The following is a 24,580-nucleotide window of genomic DNA, read 5'->3' on the forward strand; positions in this document are numbered from 1 at the left end:
CAGCGTGGTGGCGATCTCGAGCGCGCGCTTGCGGCCGTACGGCAGGTTGACCGTCACCGTCTGCGCCACATCGGTCAACCCGACCTGCTCCAGCAGTTCCATGCCACGCGCGTTCAGCGCGTCGAGCGTGGTTTCGCTGCGCCAGAAATGATAGGAGGTGCCAAGTTGCCGCTGCAGCCCGATGCGCACGTTCTCCAGCACCGTAAGGTGCGGGAACACGGCGGAGATCTGGAACGACCGGATCACCCCGCGCCGGGCGATCTGCGCCGGCTTTTCGCGGGTGATGTCGATGCCGTTGAACAGGATCGTGCCCGTGGTCGGCTCGAGGAACTTGGTCAGCAGGTTGAAGCAGGTGGTCTTGCCGGCGCCGTTGGGGCCGATCAAGGCATGGATGGAGCCGCGCCGCACCTTGAGGTTGACGTCGCACACGGCGGTGAAGCCGCGGAACGACTTGGTCAGGCTGTGCGTTTCTAGTATGGAATCTTCGTGGTGCATCGCTTTGTCGCTTTTGGCATGCATCGGGAATACGGGTCTGGCAGGCGGATCCGGCCAGCGGATCCGGCCAGCAGCCCTAGCCGTGGACGGGCAACGTTTCGACCGCGTACGCGTGGTGCAGCGAGCGGGCGAGAACCGGATCCTCCAGTTCGATCTCGAAGCGATCCGCCATCCGGATGCCGCCAATGGCCGCCAGCGTGCCGCACAGCATGGCGGTACCGTCGTCAAAACTGCCGCCGTGCTCCGCAAACCTGTCGAGCAGGTCCTGGGGCGAACGCATTGCCGTCACCGGCCCCTGCTGATACAGCACGCGCTCGCCGTCGATGGTCGCGTAGGCGCGCAGGATAAGCTGGTCCCAGTGCTTGACGATGTCGGCCAGGCGCCATAGCACTTGCGCGCAGGGCTTGTCGCACATCTGCTTGGACACCGTGATGCCATAGGTCTCCACCTCCCGGTCGGTGTGGTCCGAGGCAATGCCAACATAGATCTCGCCCTGGTCCTTGAGCAGCAGGAACTCCACTTCGCCGCTGCTGGCATTTCCGCTGACCTGGATCGCTGGCTGCGATTGCAGCCGCTGCGCCGCAACCCGGTAGAAGACCGGGGTCGCCGCTGGCCGCTTGACGCCCAGTGCTTCGAGCTCGCGGATGTGTTTTTCCATTGCGTCGGCATCCCTACCCGTCCAGCCCGCGATGACGAGCTGCTTGACGGTCACAACGCGCTGCCACCTGCCGGTGCGTGTCTCGATATCGAATGTCAGCATGATGATGTCTCCGTGGTTGCGAATCGTTATTTCTTGAGCAAGGCGCACTTGCTGGCAGCGATGGGCCGGAACGCCTCGCTGGCTGGAATGACCTGCTTGATCTTGTAGTAGTCCCAAGGTTTCCGGGATTCCTGCGGGCTCTTGACCTCGACGAGGTACATGTCATGCACCATCAATCCGTCGGCACGGATCTTTCCATTGGTCGCAAAGAAATCGTTGATGGGACTGGCCTTCATCTTCGCCACCACCGCATCGGTCTCGTCTGTCCCCGCGGCCTGGACCGCCTTCAGGTAGTGCATCGTTGACGAGTACACGCCGGCTTGCACGAGCGTGGGCATCTTCCGGGTCTTCTCGAAGAAGCGCTGCGACCACGCGCGGGCCGCGTCATCGCGGTCCCAATAGAACGAGGTGGTGAGCATCATCCCTTGCGCCGCTTGCAGGCCGAGGCTATGGATGTCGCTGATGAACATGTGCAGGCCCGCCAGCTTCTGCTTTCCTGCGCCGCCAATGCCGAAGTCCCGGGCGGTTTTCAGCGCGTTGACGGTATCGCTGCCGGCATTGGCCAGGCCGATCACCTTGGCGCCCGACGCCTGGGCTTGCAGCAGGTAGGACGACAGGTCGGGGGAATTGATGGGATGCTTCGCCTTGCCGACGATCTTCCCGCCTACCGAGGCCAGGGCGTCCGTCGCGTCTTTCTCCAGGGATGCGCCCAGCGCGTAGTCGACCGTCAGGAAGTACCAGCTGTTGTCGCCCCCTTTTGCCAGCGCCTTTACCGTATTGGCCGCAAAGGCATAGGTGTCGTAGGAATACTGGATGGTGTAAGGCGAGCAATCCTCGTTGGTCAGCCTTGTCGTGCCGGCGCCGCTGGCAATCACCAGCTTGTGCTTGTCCCTGCCCAGGTTGGACACCGCGAGCGCTACCGAGGACGGCAAGACGTCCTGGATGACGTCGACCTTCTGGTTGTCGAACCAGTCGCGCGCGATGGTGCCGGCCACGTCGGTCTTGTTCTGGTGGTCGGTGCTAACCACCTTGATATCGGATCCCAGCACCTTCCCGCCGAAATCGTCCACCGCCATCTGCGCCGCCACCAGCGACCCTTTCCCGCCGATATCGGAAAAAATCGACGACATATCCGTCAGGACGCCGATCTTCACCACGCCGTCGCTGATCTTGCCCGGCTGTGCCGCGGCAATCGCCGAAAACCCCAACATCGTGCCAGCCAGGAACACTGGCTTGAATCGAAAGCGAAACATGTTCTCTCCTCTCCATTGCTGGACTGCTAGAAGCCGCGACAAGGTTTTGTCGGCGGATAATGCGGCTACAAGGCGGCCATAGAGCGCCTACATCTCGTGGCTGCGCAGGATTTCCTCGATGCCCATGCCGATGCCGAGCAGTTGCCGGTCCGCCATGGGCGGCCCGAACAGCATCAACCCGACCGGCGCATCGCCCGCCTCATGGCACGGCATGCTCACGGCGCACAGGTCGAGCACATTGGCGATGGCGGGGTTGCGCAGCAACAGCCGGTTGACACTGAAGAACGCAGCGTCATCGGCCAGATCGGCAATGCGTGGCGCCACGATTGGCACGGTCGGCAGCACCACGGCGTCGAACCCCTGCATTTCGCCTTGCGCCTCCCGGCACAACGCCAGCCGCCGGGCGCGCGTGCGCAGGTAGTCCGCGGCGCTCTGCTGCTCGCCCATGCGGATACGCGACAGCACACGCGGGTCATAGCGATCGCCCAGCGCGGCAACCCGTTCGGCATGCCACGCGCTTGCCTCCGCCGCCACCAGGCCACCGTTGATGCTCAGTTCCGGCAACGGGTCCCAGCTATGGAAGGCCACGTCGCGCAGCACGGCGCCCGCTGCGGCCAGCCGCCCGAGCGCACGCTCATAGGCGCTGGCCACCTCGGCGCAAAGCCCGTCGAGCACTACGTTCCTTGCCACGGCCAGCCGAAGGCCACGCACCGGACGCGCTGCCACCGGCTCATCTGGCTCGCCCGCCATGACCCGGTCGAGCGCGGCGCAGCAGGCAACCGTGCGCGCCAGGCCGCCGATCGAGTCATAGCTGGGCGACAGCGGTACCGTTCCCTGCAGCGGCACCCGGCGCGCCGTGGGCTTGAACCCCGCAATGCCGCAAAGCGCTGCGGGAATCCGGCACGAGCCGCCCGTATCCGAGCCGATCGCGGCCACGGCCATGCCGTCCGTCACTGACACCGCGGCCCCGGACGAGGAACCACCGGGAATGCGGCCAACCCCACGCTCGAACGGATTGCGAGGCGTGCCGTAGTGCGGATTGATGCCAACCCCGGAATACGCGAACTCCGTCATGTTGGTGCGCCCGACAAAGACCGCGCCAGCCGCGCGCAACCGTGCAATGGCGAGCGCATCCGCCGTGGCAACCTGTTCAGGCAACACGCGCGCACCGGCCCGCGTGACGTCGCCCTGCACGTCGAACAGGTCCTTGACCGAGATCGGCAAGCCCGACAGCGGCCCGTCCACGCCCTGCCCGCGCAACATGTCGCTTGCCCTGGCCTGCTTCGACGCGGCCATGCTCACGCCGTGCGGGAAGACGCGCGCGCCCTCCCCGCCGGGATTGCAGGCGCGCTCGACACAGCCCGCCAGCAAGGACGCCGCGTCGGCGGTGCCCGCAGAGAGCTGGCGCATCACGGAATCCACGGTCGCCAGCATGATCAGGCCGGGTCGAAGTAGTGGATTTCCAGCAACATGCAACCCGCGTTCGACTTGAAGGGCCCGTGGAAGGCGCCCGGCGGACGGCATGCATAAGTGTGCGGATCGAACGCCTGCCCGCCCTCGCCCTGTTCGTCGTTGCCGACGGTCAGGTCGCCGCTGAGCAGATACACCTCCTCCCAGTAGCGATGCACGAACGGCGCGGTAGTGAATACACCGGGCTGGAAGCGCAGCAGGCGGGTGCGGCTGCCGCGGCCGCCGCTTTCATCGAGCGAGCCGGACAGGATCTTTTGCTGGATGCCCGCGGGATAGCCCGCAGGCACCTCCCAGCCGCTCGCCAGGTCGATGGTGTGGAACTCATCGTGAAGCTTGTTGATCGCCATGGTTATCTCCGTGTGTGGCAATGAATGTCAGAGCACCGCTACCCGCTCAGGCGGCGCGTGCCAACTGGCCCAGCTCCGCGCTGAGCGAATAGCTGTCCAGGATGTTGTCGACCAGGCCGGTGGCCTTCTTCCAGTCGTAGGTCCGATAGGTGTGGCCCTTGGTCACGAAGCCCGCGCCCGCATAGAACATCTCGTATTGGTTGTGGCGCGATGCAAACTCGGACCCCACTGCATCCCATGCCAGCTTGAAGAACTTGACGCGCTCCTCCGGACTGCAGGCCGAAGATTTCTGCGTCTTCTCGATGATCCTGGCCAGTTCCGGGTTCTCGAAATCGCGAAGGCTCGACGGCAGCATGATCATCCCGCCGCCCGCCAGCTCGCGCAGGGTATTGAGCACCTTGGCGTAGAGCTGCTGGGTGATCACCTGCGAGCCGTACAGGAGGTTGCGGTCCGGCATGAAGTAGCCCCGCTCCATGCGCCCCTTGGATTCCATGCCATAGACGAAGGCCTCCACCATCCCCGCCTCGGCGGCGAGCTGGCCCAGCATCTCCCTCACCTGCGGGAAGCCGTTGGTGCCGTTGATCTCGGTGATCTTCTGCGCGATGCCTACCAGGAAGCGCAGCTTCACCATCAGCCTTACCTGGCACTGGTAGTTCTGGTAGCTATGGGCCGGCGTGGCATGAAACTGCTTGGCGCACATGCCGACATCGCCCGCGATGAAGACGCGCTCCCATGGCACCTTGACGTCGTCGAAGTAGAGCACCGCATCGTTCTCGTCGTAGCGGCTCGACAGCGGGTTGTCGAACACCGAAGTCGCGTTGGCTTCGTACGACTTGCGCGACATGACTTTCAGGCCCTTGATGTTCATGGGCACCGCGAACGACAGCGCGTACATCTCGTCGCCCTCGCGCAAGGGCTGGATGCAGCTGCAGAACACCTCGTTGGCCATGATGCCGCTGGTGGCCAGCATCTTTGCGCCGCGCACCGTGATGCCTTCGGCATCCTGGTCGACGATGCCTACGGCCAGGTATTTGTCCTCCTGCTCGTGCGCCGCCTTCGACTGGTTGGCTTGCGGGTTGACGATGACGTACGTCAGGAAGAGATCGTTGTCCCGGGCGTACTTGTAGTACTCGCGCAGGGCGCCGGCCCGCGCCCGGTCATGCTGCTCGAAGACGTCGATCCCCATATACATGCCGGAGATGCAGGACGCCACGTGATCCGGCGAGCGGCCCATGAAGCCATAGTGCAGTTCGGTCCAGGCCTCAAGCGCCATCCGGCGCTGGACCAGGTCGTCATAGCTCTGCGGCAGTTGCCAGATCCGGCTCACGCGGTCGCCGGTGTCCGGCGACTCGAATGTCATCTTCTCGATGTTCTCCGGGCGTGCCTGAAAGTCGTAGAGGTTTGCGTAACTCCGGATCGAGTTCCGGAAGGCGGCGTGCGTGGTGACATCCGTCACGCGCTTGCCGTCGAGGTAGACCTCTCTGCCGTCACGCAGCATCTCGATATGCTGGCTACCAGTCTTGACCATGTCTTCTCTCCTAAATACGTAGCGGTTGTTGATTCACACGGGGGCTGCAGGCGACTTTTCGAGCGCGCGATACCTGCCTCCGAAAAAGACCAGTGGCCTGCCGTCGGGCCGGGCCTGATGGCGAATGACGCGTCCGATGAAGATGACGTGGTCGCCACCGTCATGTTGCGCATATGGCTCACACTCGAACGTGGCGAGCGCATCCGGCAGTAGCACCGGGGCTTCGCCACCCTGCGCCGCCAAGCCGATGCCATCCCATTTGCCAGAGTTCGCCTTGGCAAAACGGTTGGAAATGTCTTGCTGGCCTTCCTCGAGCACGTTGACGGCGTACCGGGAGGTGGAACAAAGATCCTCCAGGCTCAGGCAACGCCGATCCACCGAGAACAAGATCAGGGGCGGATCGAGCGAGACCGAGTTGAACGACGCCACCGTGATGCCAACCGGTACCCCTTCTTTCCGGGGCGCGGTGATCACGGCCACTCCGGTGGCGAACATGGCGAGCGTGCTTCTGAAGCGGCGCTGCTCATCGGCACCAGCCTCGGAATCCACTTCGCGCTTTGCATAGGTTTCGGCCATCATCCCTCCTGTACAGAATCCGAGCCGCGGATCATTCCAACACGACCCATCGCTCACTTGTCTTTGTTTTTTACCTTTGTAACTTAGGTAGTATTGAATGCTATTGGAGTTTGCAATTCAAGCTGGTGAAAACCCTTGGATGGTGCCTGCGGTGTTGGCGCTCTCAGTGCGCCGAAGCCTGGATGCCCTGCCGTGCCCGCACGCGGGCGCAAGCGCGCTCAACATCCATTTATCTTAGTAACTTACGTATTAATAAATGCTACTATTGAACGGTATTTGAACCAACACAAACCCTGTGACGGACCCTGCTCCCCGCAGGGAAACAGGTGCATCGACACGATTCAGGAGAACAAAGCAATGCAAGGCGAACCCACTGCGGCCCCCATCTACATGGACTACAGCGCCACCACGCCTGTCGACCCTCGCGTTGTCGACAAGATGGTGCCGTTCCTGTACCAGCACTTTGGCAATCCCGCTTCACGCAGCCATCGCTACGGATGGCATGCCGAACAGGCCGTGGAGACGGCGCGCGAGCAGGTTGCGGCACTGCTGAATGCGGATCCCCGCGAGATCGTCTGGACGTCAGGCGCGACGGAAGGGAACAACCTGGCGCTCAAGGGCGCGGCCCATTTCTACAGCGGTAAGGGGAAACACATCGTTACGGTCAAGACCGAGCACAAGGCGGTGCTCGACACTTGCCGTGAGCTGGAGCGCCAGGGCTTTGAGGTCACGTACCTCGACGTCGGGGAGGATGGCTTGCTAGGCCTTGACGCCCTGCGCGCGGCGCTGCGTCCCGACACCATCCTGGTATCCGTGATGATGGTCAACAACGAGATCGGCGTCATCCAGCCGGTTGCCGAGATTGGCGAGCTATGCCGGGCCCAGGGCATCCTCTTTCATTGCGACGCCGTGCAGGCCGCCGGCAAGATCCCCATCGATCTCGAGGCGCTCAAGATCGACCTGCTGACCGTGACCGCGCATAAGGTGTACGGGCCCAAGGGCATCGGCGCGCTCTACGTCCGGCGTAAGCCGCGCGTGCGCATCGAGGCGCAGATGCACGGCGGCGGGCATGAACGGGGCATGCGATCCGGTACGCTGGCAACGCACCAGATTGTCGGCATGGGTGAGGCTTTCCGCATCGCCAGGCTGGAACTAGCCGAGGAATCGCGCCGGGTTGCAGGCCTGCGGGACAGGCTGCTGGCCGGGCTCACGCAACTCGACGAGGTCTATGTCAACGGCAGCATGGCCAGTCGCATTCCCCATAACCTCAATGTCAGCTTTAACTTCGTTGAGGGGGAGTCCCTGATCATGGGCATCAAGGGCGTGGCTGTTTCCTCCGGCTCGGCCTGTACATCCGCGTCGCTTGAGCCGTCTTTCGTGCTCCGCGCACTAGGGCGCAGCGACGAGCTGGCGCACAGCTCGATTCGCTTTACGCTCGGGCGGTACACGACCCTGGCGGAAGTGGAGCAAGTGATTCAGATGTTGCTGGCCACCGTCACGAAGCTGCGCCACCTCAGCCCGCTGTGGGACATGCATCGCGAAGGCATCGACATCGGCGCTATCAAGTGGGCGGCCCACTGACCAAGCTAGCCGCGGCGCGCCTTGGGGTGAACGGTCACGCTTTTTGCTGCCGCGCCAGAAGATGCGCCAGATCGAGCGCGGCGCGATCCCCGTTGACAACAAGGCGATCCACTACCGAGCACAGCACCTTGAACTCCGTGCGGGTGACGCCCTCGAAGAGGACGTCGTTGATGCGCTGCTGCACGGGAGTCAGCTCATTCAGGAGCCGGGAGCCAGCCACAGCTACCGTGAGCAGCATCTTGCGCTTGTCTTCGGGGTGGGCTTTCTTGTCGATCAGCCCGAGCTTCTTGAGCTTGCCGGTTTCGACGGTAACGAATGGCCCGCTCAAATGAAGATGCTCCGCCAATTGGTTCACCGTCACTTCGCCCTGTTGCGAGAGATGTGCAATGGACCGTATCAAGGAGTACTGGACGCCCGTCAGGCCGATCAGGCTGCCGAACCCGTCGCGCACGGAAAGCAGGCGGGCGGCAAACGGCAGCAGGCCGCTTACCAGGTGCCGGAACTCACTATCCGAGCCGTCGACCAGGCAAGCCGGATTGGTGATCGTCAGCGCCTTGCCCTTCGTGTTAGTTGCCATGCCTTATAGACTCCCTTATCCCGTTGCTCTGTCAGTTGCTCTGTCAGTTTCTTTGCTAGTTGCTCTGCTAGCCAAGGTATTAGCTAGCTAATTTAGCTTTTTGCAAAATACTACACACACATGGCATTGCGCTAGCTTTCGCGCAGCTCCCGCCTCATCCGTCCCCCCTACCCCCTACGCCCTAACCCCAAGACACATCCCGAAACGCCTCCACCAGGAAATCCACCAGCCGGCGCACCTTGAGCGGCAACTGCTTGCGCGTCGGATACACGGCGTAGACGCCGATCTCGATCGCGCGGAACTCGGGCATCAGTTCCACCAGGTCACCGCGCCGCAAGTCGTCCTGGAGCATGAAGCTCGGCTGCAGCATGATGCCGCCATGCGCCAGCGCAATCGCGCGGCACGTGTCGCCATTGTTGGAGTACACCCGGGCGCGGGTGCTCACGCTGACCTTGCCGTGCGGGCCATCGAACTGCCATTCGTCGCGCCCGGACCAGTTGGTGTAGGCCAGCACGCGGTGCTCGGCCAGTTCATGCGGATGGGTTGGCGCGCCGTGCTGCGCGAGATAGCCAGGCGACGCGCATAGCACCATGCGGGTTGCGACCAGTTTGCGGCTGATTAGTGCGGAGCTTGGCATGTCGCCAATGCGCACGGCAAGGTCGTAGCCTTCGTCGACCAGGTCCACCACGCGGTCATTGAGCGTGATATCGAGATCAACCTGCGGATACGCTGCCATGAAAGCGCTCCAGAGCGGCGCGAGGTGCAAGATGCCAAACGTGAGCGGCACGTTGATACGGATCAGCCCGCTGGGCTCCTGCGTGCGGGACGTGATCTCGGACTCGGCATCGTCCAGCGCCGCCAGCACTTCGCGCGCGCGCTGGTAGAAAATGCGCCCCTCCTCGGTCAGCGACAGCCGGCGCGTGGTGCGCTGCAGCAGGCGCACGCCCAGGCGCTGTTCCAGTGCATCCACATGGCGCGAGACCGCGGCCTTGGACATGCGCAGGCCCTCGACCGCGCCGACAAAGCTGCCGGCGTCGACCACGGCGGTGAATACGGTCATTTCCAGGGCACGGTCCACGGGATTGCCTCGGCTCCGGCCTATTGTCTCGGTAATCGGGACTATATATCACACTTAAGGCAGTTTATCGCCACCATATGAATCAATAGACTAGCAAGGTTCCCTATGTCGTTGCACGCCGCGGGTTTTGCCGTGGCGACCGGAGATTCCGAGATGTCTACCGCACTTCCCGTTCTGTTTGTCTCCCATGGCGCGCCCACCTTCGCCATCGAGCCGGGCCTGGCCGGCCCGCAGCTCACCGCGCTGGGCCGCGCGCTGCCAGTGCCCAAGGCGGTGCTGGTGGTCTCGCCCCACTGGGAAACGCGCGGCGGCGTGCGCGTGACGGCAAGCGCGCAGCCCGAGACCATCCACGATTTCGGCGGTTTTCCGCGTGCCTTGTACGAGATCCGCTACCCGGCGGCCGGGCATCCGGCATTGGCCGAGCGCGCGGTGGCGCTGCTGGCGCAGGCCGGTTTCAACGCCGGGCTGGATCCGCAGCGCGGCCTGGATCACGGCGCCTGGGTGCCGATCCGCCACCTGTATCCCCATGCGCAGGTGCCGGTGTTCCAGGTGTCGCTGCCGCAGCCGCTGGACCCGGCCGGCGCGCTGGCGCTAGGCCGTGCGCTGGCGCCGCTGCGCGAGCAGGGCGTGCTGATCGTCGCCTCCGGCAGCATGACGCACAACCTCCATGAATTCCGCGGCCATGGCGGCGGTGATGCCCCGTACGTGGCAGCATTCACGCAGTGGGTGCGCGAGGCGGTGCGCAGCGCAATGCGCACCGGCGACTCGCAGCCGCTGATCGATTACCGCCGGCTGGCCCCGCACGCACAGCGCGCGCACCCGACCGACGAGCACTTCCTGCCGCTGCTGGTGGCCATCGGCGCGGCCGAAGCGGGCGAGCCGCTGGCGGTGATCGACGGCGGCATCACCTACGGGATCTTGTCGATGGAATCGTATGTGCTTGGCCAGTTCCGGCCGCTAGCCGCGCAGCCCATTGCGGCCTGATCCCCTGATCCCCTGATCCCCTGATCCCCTGATCCCCTGATCCCCTGATCCCCTGATCCCCTGATCCCCTGATCCCTTGTCTGATCCCTTGTCTGATCCCTTGTCTGATCCCTTGCTCACAGCCACGCGAGACGATATGAACACCACCCGCAATGAAATCGGCCCGTTGGCCGAAGATCCCGCGACCGGCCTGCGTTATCGCTTGCGAAGGGCGCAAGCGGATACGGCCGCAGCCCCTGCCGCGCGGCTCCTGCTGCTGCACGGCGTAGGCAGCAACGAGGCCAGCCTCGCGCCAGTGGCCACCCGTATCGACCCGCGCGTGGAAGTGGTGCTGGTGCAAGGCCCGCTCACCTTCGGGCCCGGCCAGCATGGCTTTTTCGAGGTCAGCTTCGCCGGTGGCGCGCCCACCATCAACGCAGCCCAGGCGGAGCGCAGCCGCCAGCAGCTGATTGCCTTCGTCCGCGCCCTCCATGCGCAGGATGGCGCCCTGCCCGCGCGCACGGTGATCGCCGGCTTCAGCCAGGGCGGCATCCTCAGCGCCAGCGTTGGCCTGAGCGCGCCGGCTGACGTGGCCGGCTTTGCGGTGCTGAGCGGGCGCATCCTGCCGGAGATCGAGCCGCACCTCGCCCCGCCCGAGGCGCTTGCCGGGCTATCGGCCTTCATCGCGCACGGCGAACTCGACAACAAGCTGCCCGTCGCGTGGGCCGAGCGCGCGGACCAGTGGCTGGACGCGCTGGGCGTGCCGCATCGGTCGCGGCGCTACCCCATTGGCCATGAGCTGACCGCCGACGTGGTAGCCGATTTCCAGCAATGGCTCGCCAGCGTGCTTTTTCCTGTCTAATCCTTACCCTGCACAAAATCCAAAATCCAAAAACCAAAAACCCCGCCACCCGCCCCCTGATCGCATGTACAAGAAAGGCACCGCAGTAGAGATCCAGTTTTCCCCGAAGCGCCTGAACGACGGCGCAGGCGATCCGTACTGGATCGACCTGACCACGGAAGAGGCGCAAGCGCTGCTTGCCCTGTTGCAGGCGCGCCTGGCGCCCAGCGGCGAAGCCACGGCGGCGCCGCTTGTCTTCAGCCTGGACGAGCCAGAACAAGAGAAGCCCGCCGCGCAGCCGGAAGCCCCCGTCGCGGCAAAGGCCGCATCCGCTGCCACCGACGCGTTCAAGCAATGGGTGTGCATCATCTGCGGCTGGGTCTATGACGAAGCCGCGGGCCTTCCAGAAGACGGCATCGCACCCGGCACCCGCTGGGAAGACATCCCCGACGACTGGCGCTGCCCGCTGTGCGACGTGGGCAAGGAAGACTTTGCGATGGTGGAATTCTGATCGGGCCCAGGTAATCTGGTTGCGTACGCAACCAAATTGGACTATCTTGAACTGGTTGCGCACACAACCAGGAGACAAGACATGTACCAGCGCGAAGCGCACGCCGCATCCCTGCCGGTGCTGCACCCCGGCGGCACGGATTCTCCGCGCCAGGTCGTCATCGCCGGCGGCGGGCCGGTCGGGCTGGCGGTGGCGCTGGCCCTGGCCCGCCACGGCATCCCCAGCGTGGTGCTGGAGGCGGACGACGGCACCTGTGAAGGCAGCCGGGCCATCTGCATCTCCCGGCGCTCGCTGGAAATCCTCGATGCGCTCGGGGTCGCCGCCCCGGTCCTGGACAAAGGCCTCGCCTGGGCGGGCGGCCGCAGCTACTACCGCAACGAGCAGGTGCTGCACTTCACCATGCCGCACGAGCCCGGGCAGGTCTTTCCGCCCATGGTCAATATCCAGCAGTACTACATCGAGCAATACCTGCTCGACGCCATCGCCCGCTACCCGGACCTGATCGAAATCCGCTGGCAGAACCGCGTTACCGCCGTCACGCAAGACAGCAAGGGCGTGACGCTGGCAGTAGCCGCGGGCGACCATGCCTACACCGTGCGCGCGGACTGGCTGGTGGCAGCCGACGGCGGCCGCAGCGCCGTGCGCGATGCGCTAGGCTTGTCGTTGCGCGGCATGCAGTACGAGGGCCGCTACGTCATCGTGGATATCGCCATCGACGCCCCGCGCGAGGTCGAGCGGCTGGCGTGGTTCGATCCGCCGTCCAACCCCGGCTCCACCATCTTGCTGCACCAGCAGCCGGACCAGGTGTGGCGCATCGACTACCAGGTCGGCGAGCACGAGGATGCGGAGCAGGCCGTCAAGCCGGAGAATGTGCTGCCGCGCGTGGCGAGCCACCTCAAGATGATGGGCGTGACCGCGCCTTGGGCGCCGCTGTGGATCTCGATCTACAACGCGAAGTGCCTCACGCTGGATAGCTACGTGCACGGCCGCGCGCTCTTTGCCGGCGACGCCGCGCACCTGGTGCCCATCTTTGGCGTGCGCGGCCTGAACAGCGGCTTCGACGATGCCTTCAACCTCGCCTGGAAGCTTGCCCTTGCCGTGCGCGGCAAGGCCTCCCCCGGCTTGCTGCCCTCCTACTCCACGGAGCGTGTGGCGGCGGCGCGCGAGAACATGCGCTTCGGCGCGAAGACCACGGAGTTCATGGCCCCGCCCTCGCCTGCCTTTGCCTTGATGCGTGAAGCCGTGCTGGGGCTATCGGCGGCGCACGCGGAACTGCGCTCGCTGATCAACCCGCGCCAGACCAGTCCGGCGGTCTTTGCCGACTCGCCCATTGCCGCGACGGACGACCCTGCCTTCAAGGCCGGTCCGGCGCCGGGCGCCACGCTGCCTGACATGCCGCTGGTCGGCCCGCACGGCACGCCGACTTCGCTGGTCCGCTGCATCGGCAAAGGCTTCACCGCGTTTTGCTTCGCCGGCGCCGGCCAGGATCTGGACGACGCCGTGCCCGGGCTGCGCCAGCTTTGCGACAGCGGCGTCGAACTGGATTGCCACCTGATTGCGGGCACGGCGCCCGCGGCGGGACGGCTGGCCGACCCACAGGATGCCGTGCGGCGCGCACTGGACGGCGTCGACGGTACGCTCTACCTGGTCCGCCCGGATGGCTACGTCAGCGGCCGCTGGCGACAAGCCCGCGCCGGCGATGTGCGAAACGCCATCGCCCTTGCCATGCAGATTGACTAAGCCGGAGAACCCTATGCAAACGACCATGAGCCCGACCGAGCTCGATGAAATCTACACGGCGATGTGCTACCGCATGACCGCGCTCGGCGAGCAAAACACGCCGCTCTACCTGGCCCGCGTGGCGCTGCTGGCGCTCAGCCGCCATGCCGGCTTTGCCGATGCGACGCGATTGCTCGATGAGGTCTCGCACAGCTTCGAAGCCACGGAGGCGGACAACACGCCGTGCCGCGCATCATGACGAGCCCCAAGCTGTCCCTCTCCGACTTCGCCACGTACCGCCTGCACCGCATCGTCAAGCAGTTCGACCGCGGCATCGCGCAGGCCTATTCGGAAGCGCTAGGCCTGTCGCTTAGCGAAGCCAGGACGCTCGCCGCCATCGGCGAGTTCGGCCCCTTCCTGGTCATCGACCTTGCGCGCTTCGCCAACCTGGACAAAAGCCAGGCCAGCCGCGCGGCCGATCACCTCATCAAGCAAGGCCTGGTCAGGCGCGAGCCATCCCCCACCGACGGCCGCGCGGTGCTCATTTCGCTGTCCGCCGAGGGCAAGCCGCTGTTTGAGAAGATCATGCGGATCGCCTCCAGCCGGCACGAGACGCTGATGTCCGCGCTTTCCCCCCAGGAGCGCGCGGTGATGGAGCTCGCGCTGGGCAAGCTGCTGGCGCAGGCGGAGGCGATGCTGTAGGGCTGCCTGCGTTGCGCGCCGGGGGCTTGTGCAGGCGCCCCTCGTCAGGCCTTCTTGACGCGGGGCTTGCGCGGCGTGGCGGCACCGCTGGCCACTGGAATGGCGGCAAGGCCTGCACCCCGTTTCCATCCCTCGATGCCGTCCAGCGTAATGCGCAGCCCTTCCTCGAACGCTATCTCCGAGCTCAGCCGAGAGAACGATTTGCTGACAAAGCGGGCGCCGGGATATTGCAGCGGCGACACGGACTCCAGCTTGTTCTCGATGAAGGCCTGGTGGTAGGCCGGCAACTGGCGGGAAGCCTCCGCCATGCTGGCAGACACAAGGTATTGCGCCAGCAGGTGATAGCCAAGCGCGACTTCGTCCGCGTTGAATCCACCTTGCATGATGGCCGACGTCATGCGGTTGAAAAACTCCATCCCGTAGTCGGTCTCCCCCGGCTGCACATCCTGGAACAGCCGGAAGCGGTTGTGCGAGGCCACATAGATGCTCACACCGGGGTTTTCGATCGCCACCTGGAAACTCAGCCGCGCGAAAGACTCCACGTCGCGGCGCCAGTCCCCGGTGAGCGACGAGAGCCGGCCCAACCGCTGCCGGTAGTAGTCATTCAGCACGCCTGAGACCAGTTGATCCCGCCCGCCCAGGTAATAGTGGATGAGCCCGGGCGCCACGCCAAAATCCTTGGCCAGCTGGACCATGGAGATCTGGTCCAGCGGCATGGTCTTCGTGAGTTCAATGGCGCGCTGCAGGATGGCGACCCGGCTCAGCGTCGCCTCCGCGCCGATCGGCGAGTCCGTCTTGGGCGGACGGCCCCGGCGGCGCGGCATGGCGGGAGGGGGTTCGGCTACGGTGGCGGTTTTCTTGGCGGCTGGCATAGGTCAGTGGCGGATCGGCACAGGTGGCGCGGCTTGATAATTGCGCCCGTGCTAATTCTACCTGTCAACCGGCCGGGTCCGGTCCTGACACGTGCTCAAGCGCCGGCGGCCGCCGGCGTCGCGGCCGGCAGTTCGCCCGCCCGGCGGTACCGGCCAAGGGAAAGCGTCAGCGCAGCGGCCAGCAACAGCATGCACGACAGTGCCAGCAGCGGCGCATCGTAGCTGCCATAGCGGTCGAACCAGGCGCCGAGCCCGATCGGCCCGAGCACCGCGCCAAAGCCATAGCCGGAAAACGCAATGCCGAACAAGGCACCAAAAGAGCGCAAGCCGAAGTACGAACGCACCAGGTACGAGATCAGGTCGCCTTCCGCACCGATGGTGAGGCCAATCAGCATGGTGGCGAGCAGCAGCGCCTGGTAGTCATGCGCCGAGCGCAGCAGGAAGATGCCCAGCGCGCCACCGCCGAAGAACACGCAGGCGACGAATGGTGCGTGGATCCGGTCGATCAGCACGCCGGTCAGGATGCGCCCGATCAGCAGGCCGATGCCCACCATCGAGGCGCTGCGCGCTGCCTGCGCCGGGCTGAAGCCCCGGTCGGCAAACATTGCCGGCAGATGCGGCCCGAGCGACAGCGTAGCGGAGGACCCCAGCACGAACACCGCCCAGATGGCCCACAGGCGATAGGTGCGCAGCGCCTCGGCGAACGGCACGCCGTCAACCACCTGGCCGCGCGCGGCGCCCTGCGCCCTTCCCGCCGCCTTGCGTTCCCGCAACAGCGAGCACGCCAGCAAGGACAATACGATCGACCCGGCGCCCAGCACCACATAAGCAGTGCGCCAGCCATAGCCGGTCACCAGATACTGCGCGGTGGCGGGCATCAACACGGTGCCGGCCCCCAGCCCGCACATGGCAACGCCAAGCGCCAGGCCGAGACGGCGGTCGAACCACTGCGGCAGCACGGCGAGATAGCCGAGCACCGACGTGGCCGCGCCGAACACACCTACCACCACGGACAGGCTGACCCACATGGCCTTGCTGCCGTCCTGCAGTGCCATGCACGCCGTGGCGATGCCGAAGACCACCGCGGACACCGAGATCACGCGCCGGATGCCGTAGCGGTCCATCATGGTCCCGACCAGCGGGCTAACCACCGCCAGCCCGAACATCGAGGCCGCGTAGGACAGCGACGCCTCCGAGCGGCCCCAGCCAAACTCGGCGGCCAGCGGGCGCACGAACACGCCGGCGGTGGCATTGAACAGCGGCGCATAGCCGGCCAGCATGCCAAACGCCGCACCCAGCACTACCGCGATATAAGGCCAACGTCCAATCCGGGACGCCGTTCCATGGGTTTCTTGCATCATGTCGTCTCCTCGCGCACTAACGGCCCTTACACCAGCCCGGTCTTGCTGCCGAGATATGCGCCGGCATCCGGCGCCACCGCTTCGAGGCCCAGGCGCCGCATCATCTGCCGCGCCGTGCAGACGGCCGTGGAGGTGACGGGCACGCCCAGCGCCAGCTGCGCGCGCTCAATCGCCGCGAACGACGGCATCTGCACGCAGGCGGACAGCACCACCGTGTCCACGCCGGCGGTGTCCAGGCGCTTCACGTCCTCCAGCAACTGCAGCGGATCGCGCTCGCCGACCTCCAGGTTGTCGAGGATCGAGAAGTTGATCGCGTCCTTGACCTCGATGCCTTCGCTTTCGATGTACTCGACCACAGTGCGCGTCAGCGCATCGCTGTAGGGCGCCATCAGCGCGATGCGCCTGGCGCCAAAGTCCTTCAGCTCCTCGACCAGCGCGCCGGCCGAGGTCATGATCGCGGGCTGGTAAGGTGCATCGGCGATGGCCGCGCCAAGGTCTTCAATCACTTGCCGGTGGTAGCCCTTGCCCATGCACATCGTGGCCACCAGGCAGGCCGTGCTCATCACATCCACGCGCGCATCGGCAAGCTCCTGCGCGCAGCGGCCCATGTCGCGGTTCATGCGCTCCAGCTCATGCGCCACCACGCGGTGCATGCGCACGCGGCTGGAGTGAAAGGAGAAACGCTGTGGCAGTTGCTGCATGCGCCCGGCAAAGATGGCGGGCACTTCGCGCTCCATCGTGATGTTGGAGCTGGGAACGATCTGGCCAATTCGGTAATTCATCTTGGGTTCGCTTGTTCGCTTGTTCTCGTTAAGTCTGGGGCTCTGCGGCCGGCTTGCGCAGGAACGTGCTTAGCGCGGCGCGCAGGGAATCCGGGATCGGCGTACCCACGCGCTCGTCCAGCCGCACGCAGATCGGGGAAAACACGGCATCGAACACCGGCGCGCCACCGGGGCGCCTGGCGATGCAGCGGATGTCATAGGAGCGCGTACGGATGGCTTCGACAAAGCACTCGATGTCGATCACGTCGTCCGGCCACAACGTGCCGATGAACTCGAAGCGCATCGCCTTGCACGGCGTGCCCACGCCATGCGCATCGCCAAGCCGCCCCGCTCCGCCGGCCATGTGGTCGGCAAACAGGCCAACCGCGCCCAGCAGGTAGTCGGTGAAGCGGCCCGTGTACACCACGCCAGCGGGATCGCAATCGCCCCAGCGCACGGTACGGCGCACCACGAACGGCCGCTCGCTCAGCACGTATTCGGTGGCACGCATCATGGCTGCGGCACGGTGAGATCGGTGACGCCCGCGGCGGCCAGCTCGGCGATCAGGGTCGGATACTGTTCACGCAGCCGGTTCACATCCACGCGGCCGGTGCGGGTCATGAAGCGGTAGACGAACTCATGCGGCGTTGCCACGTTCATCCATTCGCGGATACGCTCGTACCAGTTGTACGAAGCCTCCGAGGCGCGGATGAGCTTGGCCTTTTGCGGTCGGCGCACCTCGTCGTAGCACTGCAGCGCCGCCGGCACGTCGCCGGGGAAGGCGACGATAGCCTCGGCCAGCGCGATCGCGTCTTCCATGGCGATCCGGGTACCCGAGCCGATCGAGAAGTGGGCGCTGGTCAGCGCATCCCCGATCAGCACCTGGTTGCCGACGTGCCAGGTCTGGTTGATCACGACCGGGAACTGGCGCCAGTTCGAGTTGTTGGAGACCAGCTTGTAGCCACCCAGCTCCGCGCCGAACACAATCTCGAACAGAGCCTGGCGCGCCTCGTTGGACATGGCATCCATACCGAAATCCTGCCAGGTCCGGTGGTCGCACTCGGCCACGAACGTGCTCATGGAGTCCGAATACGGGTAGTAGTGCGCGACAAAATAGCCGCCCTCGTACTGCCGGAACACCAGGGACGGATTGGGGAACGCCTTCTCCACGCCGTACCAGGCAAAGTGGTTGGTCAGGTTGTGGCGCGTGGTGCCGAAGCCCTCCTCGTTGGACGCCCGCAGCAGCGAGTTGACGCCATCGGCGCCCACGACCAGGTCGGCCTCGATGGCCGAAAAATCGCTGATGCGCTTGTTGTACGTCACGCGCACGCCGAGTTCGCGGGCACGCGCCTGCAGCACCGACAGCAGCTGGATGCGAGGAATCGCGCCGCCGCCCGCGCCGGGGCGCTTCATGGTGATCGGCGCCTCGTGGCTCACGATGGTGTGCCGGTCGCTGAAACGCATCGCCTTGGCGAGTTCGTCGACCACCGCTGGGGATGCGGCGCGCAGGTTGGACAGCCCGGTGTCGGCGAGCACCACACCGAAGCCGAAGGTGGCGTCCTCCGGGTTTTGCTCGTAGATGTCGATCTCCACCGATGCCAGCCGCTCCTTGAGCAGGATGGAGAGGAAGAGCCCGGCGGGGCCGCCCCCGATGATGGCGACGTTCGTTGCGGCTTTCATTGCGCCTCCTCCGGGGAAATCACCAGCGCGTCCATATCGAACTGGACGATGCGCCCGACCAGGCCGCCGGTCAGCGCGCCGTACCAGACTGCCGGCTTGAAGCCTAGCGCCTTGCGCCGGAAGCGGATCTGCGGATTGCCGTCGATGCGCACATAGCCGTTTTTCAGCGAGGTGGTGGCATAGCCTTCGGTAGTACGCGCCACGCCGATCAGCGCGGCAAACTCCGGCACGTCCAGCACATAGACCGATGCCTTGCCAGCCTGCTCCGGTGCCGTGCCGATCTGCGCGGCCTTGCGTTGCCAGACCGGCTCGATGGACGTGAAAGCCGTGGCGGCGTCCGCTGCCTGCTCCAGCTGCATGGCTGCCTCGATGGTCAACGCCGCGTCAAGCGCATCGGCCTCGCTGAACGGGCGCAGTTGCCAGGTGATCTCGATCGGATAGCCGTTGGGATCGTTGAAGTAGATCGACTCGATGACCTCGTGCCGGATCTGGTAGCGCACCGGAATGCCGACCGCTTCCACGCGCTGCCGCCATTCCAGCAGCTCTGCTTCGTCGCGCACGCGCCAGGCGGTGTGCGTGGCGCGATCCTGGTAGTGCTCGCGCACCGCCAGCCAGTCCGGCCGCTCGGTGCCGATGTAGTAGAAGAAGGCAATGGTGCTGCTGTTGCCGCTATCGAAGAAGAAGTGCAGGAAATCCGCATGGTTGTCCGGGCCCCAGCCCTTGGCCGAGATGGCGTGGACCAGCGGCAGGCCAAGCAGGTCTCGGTAGAAATGCACGGTCTGGGCCAGCTTCCAGGTGGGGCGCGCGGTGTGATGCACGCCATGCAACTGCACGGACGGCACGCCGACAAGGTGTTTCGCTTCGGTCATTTCACTTCCCTTCGGTTACGGTGTTGCCGGCCGTCTCGGCCTCGAGCAACTGGATGATCTGCTGGCGCAACAGCACCTTGCTGAGCTTGCCGGATGCGGTCAGCGGGAACTCTCGGACGACCTCCAGCCGCTCTGGCCACTTGAACTTGGCCAGGCCGGCTTCCTGCAGGTATTGGGTCAGTTGCGCCAGCGTGAGGTCGCTTGCGGGCGGCTTGGGTATGACGAAGGCGCACACGCGCTCCCCATAGACGCGGTCGGGCATGCCCACCACAGCGCAGGCCAACACGCCCGGGTGCAGGTTGACGACGTTCTCCAGCTCCTCGGCATTGATCTTCTCGCCGCCGCGATCCACCACATCCTTGATGCGCCCGAAAAAGAAGTAATAGCGTTTGCCGTCCACCACGCGCGACGTCATCAGGTCGCCGGAGCGGTAGAAGCCGTCCGCGGTGAAGCGCGTCTGGTCCTCCTTCTCGGATTTGTAGTAACCGCGGATGGTGTAAGGCCCGCGGAACAGGGCCTCGCCGGGTTCGCCGTCGGCCACGGGATCCTCCGTGCCCGGTGACACGAGCTTGACCTCGTCATGCGCCGACACCGGGCTGCCGACGGAGGTGTCGCGGATCTCCTGCGGGTCATCCTTGCGGGCGAACATGATCACGCCTTCGGTCATGCCGAAGATATGGTGCGTGGGCGAGCCCGTCAGGCGGGTCAGGCCCGCGGCGTTCTTCGGCGCGATGAAATTCCTGCGCGCCCGCGCGCCGGCATCCGACTGCGCCAGTTCCGGCGCAATGCGCGTGAGGATCGGCCCGGCCACGCCGAACCAGGTAGGCTGGTAATCGCGCACCAGGCCGCGCAGGTTTTCCTCGCTAAGATCCGGCGTGACCGTCAATGTGGCGCCGGTCAGCAGGAACGGGCCGAAGAAGCAGCCCATGTTGAGGTTGTGCATGTACGGCGTGGGGAAGAACAGCACGTCGTCCTTCGTGTAGCCATTGCACGCAGCCACCGCGCGCATGTTGTAGAGGTACTCGCTCTGGAAGCGCGGGATGATTTTAGGCACGCCCGTGGTGCCGCCGGAGAGCTGGAATACGGCGGCCTGGAAGGGATCTAGCTTCACGCCCGCCAGGATCTCGCGCGCGTGAGCCAGCGGCATCTCTTCGATCAGGTCGGCTAGCAACACCGCGCTGCCACGACGCTCGCCACGTGCTTGCAGGATGATGGAGAAACTCGGCACTTCGGCCTGCATTTCCTGCGCGAAGGCCACGTCGTCGAACTTGGCGTCATCGCCCTGCACGACATGCAGGCGGGCTTCGCAGAGATTGCCGAGGTAGCCGATTTCCAGCTTGCGGAACGCCTGGAGGGAGCAAAGCGGAATGATGCCCGCCTTCAGGCAGCCCAGGAACGCCAGCAGCAGCTCATTGCTGTTGCCGCACTGGAACACCGCGCGATCCAGAGGCCGCAGGCCCAGCGCCAGCAGCGCAGCGCCAAGGCGCTCGGTCTTCTCGTCCAGGTCGCGGTAGGTCAGCCGGCCTTCCGGGCCGACCAGCGCGAGCCGGTCCGCATGGGTTTTAAACGACGCGCGAAAGGCCCCGGTCAGCGTTTCTTGCGTCAGCACGCCGTCGGCAACATAGCGCCGTAGCCGGTCCTCGTCGGGATACCTGACCCCCGCCAGCAATTCCGGGGGCCGTACCGATTGGGATTGCATCATGTCTCTCTACCCTTGCTTGTCTGTTTTCTGTTGTCTGTTTTCTGTCAGCGCGCCGCGTTGGCCTGCGGCGCACGGGATGACTTTACTTACACCATCAGCTCGCGCAGCCACTCGACGATGTGCGCCCCGGCGATACGCTGGCCCGGCTCCTCGTCGCGGCTCAGTGCCATGCCATGGTGATTGCCCCGCACGCGGATATGGCGCTTTTCCGTGCTGCCGATCTGCGCGTAGATGGACTCGATATCGGCCGGGAACGTGCACTGGTCGCCGGTGTATTCCAGCAGCAGCGTGGGCTGGTGCACCGCGCCGATGGTCTTGTCCAGCGATGCGTTGGAAGTCAGGCCCGACCAGGTCGACAGCCAGGACTGCGGCGTCACCACCCGTGCGAAGCCAACGCTGCCCCAGTTGGAAACAAAGGGGTCCTTGCCCCACAGCGTGCCCGTTTGGCGGTCCGACGGGTCCAGGGTGATGTCCCAGGACCGCAGGTCAGCGTCCGTGCGCCAGACGTGGAAGATGGGCGCATGCGCGGCCACACGCCGGTCCAGCTCGCTGCCGGCGCCTGTCTTGATGCGCTGGCGGGCGGCCTGCTTGCGGCGCAGCAGTTGCCTCGCGTGCTCGTCGATCCGCTTCACCCGCTCTTCCTGCGCGGCGCTGTAGCGCGCGACAAAGTCCGGCGCATAGCTGCCGCGTCCACTCGCGGCGTCGAAGCCGTTCGCCGCGGAGAACGGATCGAGCGACGCATCGGTTTGCATCGGGTCGTTCTCGTCGACCACGGAGGGATCGAGCCCGGTCATCAAAAGCTTGCCCTGCCCGGGATGCGGAGAGATCAGGATCATGCCGTCAACCGTGGGCATTTGCAGCTCGGCCAGGTTGGTCGGACGACCACCCGGGGTCCGCGCGATGCGCTGCGCAGCCGGCGCGAGCGCCTGCTGGTTGTAGAAGGTGTACAGCGAAGCGCCGCCGGAATTGCCCAGCAGCACGATGCGCGCAAAACCCAGCTCGCGCAGGTGCGTCATGCCTGCCGCCACGTCGAACAACGCGATCTCATGCTCCAGCCGCAGGTCGTTGCCGATCGACCGGGGGCCCTGCACCCAGCAGGCGCAGCCGGCGTCGAGAATGAACGGCACGAGATAGTGCGTGATCGCCATCTCGCGGGGGTGCATGATGGAAACGACGGTCTTTTCCTTGCCGGTCGCCGTGAAGAGAAAGCCGAGCGTGCGCTGGCCGTCCGCGGTACCCAGCGCATAGGGGACCATCTGGTAAGGACGCGTCATCAGTCGTGCATCCCACGACGCGCCACGCATGCCCGCTGTTACCTGTGCCTTGTTCTGCTCCGCCACGGCGTCTCCTTTGATTAAATGCTACCGTCTCAATAATTTAGTCATTATTTGATTGCATGTCAATTAATGGTAAACCTTGCCCCACCACTACGCAGCCGACACCCGGCCATGAACAAAAAAGCGGCTGCATCGTCATATCGACGGGCAGCCGCGAAGAGCCGGCGTTAGCCGCACAGGAAAGTGCCAGATGTGCCCGGTGACAAGCGCGTCAGGCGCCGCCACTCAAAAGCTGTGTCGCAGGCCCACCACCGTGCCAAGCTGATTGGCGCCAGGGACGATCGAGCCGTCGTAACCGTTGGCGCTAAGCGCGGAGCCGCCGCTGTTCTTTGTGTAGGAGGCCGTCAGGTAGGCATCGGTACGCTTGGAGAACCGGTAGTCGACCGACAGCACAAAGGAGATCGGGTCCTTGGCCGAGGTGCGGTCATTGGTCTTGTACACGGCGCCGGTCAGCGCAACGGCCGGCGCCAGGTTCCAGTTCACGCCGGTCCACATCAGGTCCGTGCGCGACATCGACGCCAGCAACTGGCTCGCCAGCCTGCGGTAGCCCACATAGATGCTGACCGCCTCCAGATCCACCGCGGCCGTCCCGACATAGCGCCGCTCGGTCTTGCCGGCCGTCGCGGCGCTGTTGCCATTGAGCTGGTCATACACGCCGCCCACGCGAAAACGGCCGGCCTGGTAGGTAAAGCCCGCGCTCATGTCGCGCCCCACGCGGCTGTTGCCCGGCACCTCCGAACCGTTGGCCACCGTGGAGTCCACCCCGAAGCTATACAGCGCCGCTACGGTCAGCCCGCCAAACTTGCCGGTGTACTTGGCCGCGTTGTCCACGCGACCCGCCAGCCAGCTGTCGTGGCTGAACGACGAGTACTTCGGCGCGAAGAACATCGGGTCGAACGAGATGATCAGGTCGAACATCAGGTTGTGATGCCGGCCTAGCGTGAACTGGCCATACGTGCTGCTGTCGAAGCCGACATAGGCCTTGCGTCCAAAGATCCGGCCGCCCTGCGAGGACACTCCGGTATCGAGCACCATGCCGCCTTCCAGCACAAAGACACCCTTCAGGCCGCCACCGAGATCCTCCACGCCACGCATGCCCCAGCGGCTGCCGGCAATGTTGCCGGAAGTCATGCGGAACACGCTGTCCCCCTGCTTTGCCGCGTTCGGCGCCCGGTTCAGGTATTCGACGCCCGCGTCCACCACGCCATACATCGTGACGGACGACTGGGCGTGCGCCTGCCCGTAGGTCAGTGCCGCGAGCGTGGCCGCGGCCATGGCCAGTGCTTTCTTCATTGCTCCTCCTTGATCGGGTCTGGTCCGCGAGCTGCGATAGCCCGCGGGCTATCGTGCCGTTGCCCGACAGGCGGCTTCGGCAACGGATGCCTTCCCGTTAAATTGATATAGACTCAATAAATGTTATTGTTTTTTGATTCCATATCAAATAATGGTTTTCCCGATGCCGAGGCACCTAGGGAAGATGCAACTCAAGTCCCCGGCGAGCCCGCGTCTTCTTGCTCGGGCGCTTGCTTCGCCATGCGCCGCTGGCATACTCGCCATGTGGGTTAGCGCACGTGCCCACGCACGGCCCGGCCTTAAG

General features: G+C 65.0%; 25 protein-coding genes. 7 read left to right on the forward strand and 18 right to left on the reverse strand.

Annotated features, from left to right (window positions below; translation table 11 throughout):
• The 7 genes from AC1Q7Q_RS25855 to AC1Q7Q_RS25885 all read right to left on the reverse strand — a co-directional run.
• Positions 1–495: ABC transporter ATP-binding protein (locus tag AC1Q7Q_RS25855; protein WP_492387233.1), on the reverse strand; the 495-nt coding region annotated here is incomplete at its 3' end.
• A 76-nt stretch (positions 496–571) separates the two neighbouring features.
• Positions 572–1,255 (reverse strand): DUF2848 domain-containing protein, encoded by a 684-nt coding sequence (locus tag AC1Q7Q_RS25860; RefSeq protein WP_416048341.1) that lies wholly within the window; start codon positions 1,253–1,255, stop codon positions 572–574.
• Between the two features lie 26 nt (positions 1,256–1,281).
• Entirely contained in the window at positions 1,282–2,466 is a 1,185-nt protein-coding gene (locus AC1Q7Q_RS25865; RefSeq protein WP_492376716.1) for an ABC transporter substrate-binding protein, read from the reverse strand.
• A gap of 129 nt (positions 2,467–2,595) precedes the next feature.
• Entirely contained in the window at positions 2,596–3,942 is a 1,347-nt protein-coding gene (locus AC1Q7Q_RS25870; RefSeq protein ID WP_492376715.1) for an amidase, read from the reverse strand.
• A 2-nt stretch (positions 3,943–3,944) separates the two neighbouring features.
• Positions 3,945–4,325, reverse strand: coding sequence for a cupin domain-containing protein (locus AC1Q7Q_RS25875; RefSeq protein ID WP_416048339.1), 381 nt, complete (start codon positions 4,323–4,325; stop codon positions 3,945–3,947).
• A gap of 46 nt (positions 4,326–4,371) precedes the next feature.
• A complete protein-coding gene (locus AC1Q7Q_RS25880) occupies positions 4,372–5,853 on the reverse strand; it encodes a 4-hydroxyphenylacetate 3-hydroxylase family protein (protein WP_492376714.1) in 1,482 nt (493 codons plus the stop codon).
• 33 nt (positions 5,854–5,886) lie between these two features.
• Positions 5,887–6,432: a flavin reductase family protein gene (locus AC1Q7Q_RS25885; protein WP_492376713.1), complete on the reverse strand. Its 546-nt coding sequence runs from the start codon at positions 6,430–6,432 to the stop codon at positions 5,887–5,889.
• A 354-nt stretch (positions 6,433–6,786) separates the two neighbouring features.
• Here AC1Q7Q_RS25885 and AC1Q7Q_RS25890 point away from each other — a divergent pair, with 354 nt between their 5' ends.
• A complete protein-coding gene (locus AC1Q7Q_RS25890) occupies positions 6,787–8,010 on the forward strand; it encodes an IscS subfamily cysteine desulfurase (RefSeq protein ID WP_492376712.1) in 1,224 nt (407 codons plus the stop codon).
• 34 nt (positions 8,011–8,044) lie between these two features.
• On the opposite strand, the gene AC1Q7Q_RS25895 is transcribed toward AC1Q7Q_RS25890, so the two are convergent.
• Together AC1Q7Q_RS25895 and AC1Q7Q_RS25900 are read right to left on the reverse strand one after the other, a co-directional pair.
• A complete protein-coding gene (locus AC1Q7Q_RS25895) occupies positions 8,045–8,587 on the reverse strand; it encodes a MarR family winged helix-turn-helix transcriptional regulator (protein WP_174428383.1) in 543 nt (180 codons plus the stop codon).
• A 181-nt stretch (positions 8,588–8,768) separates the two neighbouring features.
• A complete protein-coding gene (locus tag AC1Q7Q_RS25900; protein ID WP_458763698.1) occupies positions 8,769–9,665 on the reverse strand; it encodes a LysR family transcriptional regulator in 897 nt (298 codons plus the stop codon).
• Positions 9,666–9,818: 153 nt separating this feature from the next.
• Here AC1Q7Q_RS25900 and AC1Q7Q_RS25905 point away from each other — a divergent pair, with 153 nt between their 5' ends.
• The 6 genes from AC1Q7Q_RS25905 to AC1Q7Q_RS25930 all read left to right on the forward strand — a co-directional run bounded on the left by AC1Q7Q_RS25905 (position 9,819) and on the right by AC1Q7Q_RS25930 (position 14,401).
• On the forward strand, positions 9,819–10,649 hold the full coding sequence (locus tag AC1Q7Q_RS25905; RefSeq protein WP_492370602.1) for a dioxygenase family protein: 831 nt from the start codon (positions 9,819–9,821) through the stop codon (positions 10,647–10,649).
• Between the two features lie 136 nt (positions 10,650–10,785).
• Positions 10,786–11,490 carry an alpha/beta hydrolase gene (locus AC1Q7Q_RS25910; protein WP_492370603.1) on the forward strand — a complete coding sequence of 235 codons (705 nt, stop codon included), beginning with the start codon at positions 10,786–10,788 and terminating at the stop codon, positions 11,488–11,490.
• Positions 11,491–11,554: 64 nt separating this feature from the next.
• Positions 11,555–11,980 carry a rubredoxin gene (locus AC1Q7Q_RS25915; RefSeq protein ID WP_492370604.1) on the forward strand — a complete coding sequence of 142 codons (426 nt, stop codon included), beginning with the start codon at positions 11,555–11,557 and terminating at the stop codon, positions 11,978–11,980.
• Between the two features lie 81 nt (positions 11,981–12,061).
• Positions 12,062–13,720 (forward strand): FAD-dependent monooxygenase, encoded by a 1,659-nt coding sequence (locus AC1Q7Q_RS25920; RefSeq protein ID WP_492370605.1) that lies wholly within the window; start codon positions 12,062–12,064, stop codon positions 13,718–13,720.
• A gap of 13 nt (positions 13,721–13,733) precedes the next feature.
• On the forward strand, positions 13,734–13,958 hold the full coding sequence (locus AC1Q7Q_RS25925) for a hypothetical protein (RefSeq protein WP_492370606.1): 225 nt from the start codon (positions 13,734–13,736) through the stop codon (positions 13,956–13,958).
• The gene (locus AC1Q7Q_RS25930) at positions 13,955–14,401 is read left to right on the forward strand and encodes a MarR family winged helix-turn-helix transcriptional regulator (RefSeq protein ID WP_492370607.1); all 447 of its coding nucleotides are present in this window, start codon (positions 13,955–13,957) and stop codon (positions 14,399–14,401) included. Before AC1Q7Q_RS25925 ends, AC1Q7Q_RS25930 begins: the two co-directional genes overlap by 4 nt.
• A 44-nt stretch (positions 14,402–14,445) precedes the next feature.
• On the opposite strand, the gene AC1Q7Q_RS25935 is transcribed toward AC1Q7Q_RS25930, so the two are convergent.
• From AC1Q7Q_RS25935 to AC1Q7Q_RS25975, 9 genes are all read right to left on the reverse strand, one after another.
• The gene (locus tag AC1Q7Q_RS25935; protein ID WP_492370608.1) at positions 14,446–15,273 is read right to left on the reverse strand and encodes a TetR/AcrR family transcriptional regulator; all 828 of its coding nucleotides are present in this window, start codon (positions 15,271–15,273) and stop codon (positions 14,446–14,448) included.
• A 95-nt stretch (positions 15,274–15,368) separates the two neighbouring features.
• Complete coding sequence (locus AC1Q7Q_RS25940) at positions 15,369–16,631, reverse strand: MFS transporter (protein WP_492370801.1); 1,263 nt, start codon at positions 16,629–16,631, stop codon at positions 15,369–15,371.
• Between the two features lie 29 nt (positions 16,632–16,660).
• Complete coding sequence (locus tag AC1Q7Q_RS25945) at positions 16,661–17,416, reverse strand: maleate cis-trans isomerase family protein (RefSeq protein WP_492370609.1); 756 nt, start codon at positions 17,414–17,416, stop codon at positions 16,661–16,663.
• A gap of 28 nt (positions 17,417–17,444) precedes the next feature.
• Positions 17,445–17,909, reverse strand: a complete 465-nt coding sequence (locus AC1Q7Q_RS25950) for an acyl-CoA thioesterase (protein WP_492370610.1) — start codon at positions 17,907–17,909, stop codon at positions 17,445–17,447.
• Complete coding sequence (locus AC1Q7Q_RS25955; protein WP_492370611.1) at positions 17,906–19,075, reverse strand: FAD-dependent monooxygenase; 1,170 nt, start codon at positions 19,073–19,075, stop codon at positions 17,906–17,908. Before AC1Q7Q_RS25955 ends, AC1Q7Q_RS25950 begins: the two co-directional genes overlap by 4 nt.
• On the reverse strand, positions 19,072–19,944 hold the full coding sequence (locus AC1Q7Q_RS25960) for a VOC family protein (protein ID WP_492370612.1): 873 nt from the start codon (positions 19,942–19,944) through the stop codon (positions 19,072–19,074). Before AC1Q7Q_RS25960 ends, AC1Q7Q_RS25955 begins: the two co-directional genes overlap by 4 nt.
• Position 19,945: 1 nt before the next feature.
• A complete protein-coding gene (locus AC1Q7Q_RS25965) occupies positions 19,946–21,646 on the reverse strand; it encodes an AMP-binding protein (RefSeq protein WP_492370613.1) in 1,701 nt (566 codons plus the stop codon).
• An 86-nt stretch (positions 21,647–21,732) separates the two neighbouring features.
• Entirely contained in the window at positions 21,733–22,920 is a 1,188-nt protein-coding gene (locus AC1Q7Q_RS25970) for an alpha/beta fold hydrolase (protein ID WP_492370802.1), read from the reverse strand.
• Positions 22,921–23,208: 288 nt separating this feature from the next.
• Positions 23,209–24,276 (reverse strand): porin, encoded by a 1,068-nt coding sequence (locus AC1Q7Q_RS25975; protein ID WP_492370614.1) that lies wholly within the window; start codon positions 24,274–24,276, stop codon positions 23,209–23,211.
• Between the last annotated feature and the right edge of the window lie 304 nt (positions 24,277–24,580).

It is taken from the genome of Cupriavidus sp. GW823-FHT07A04 (genome assembly GCF_058794615.1).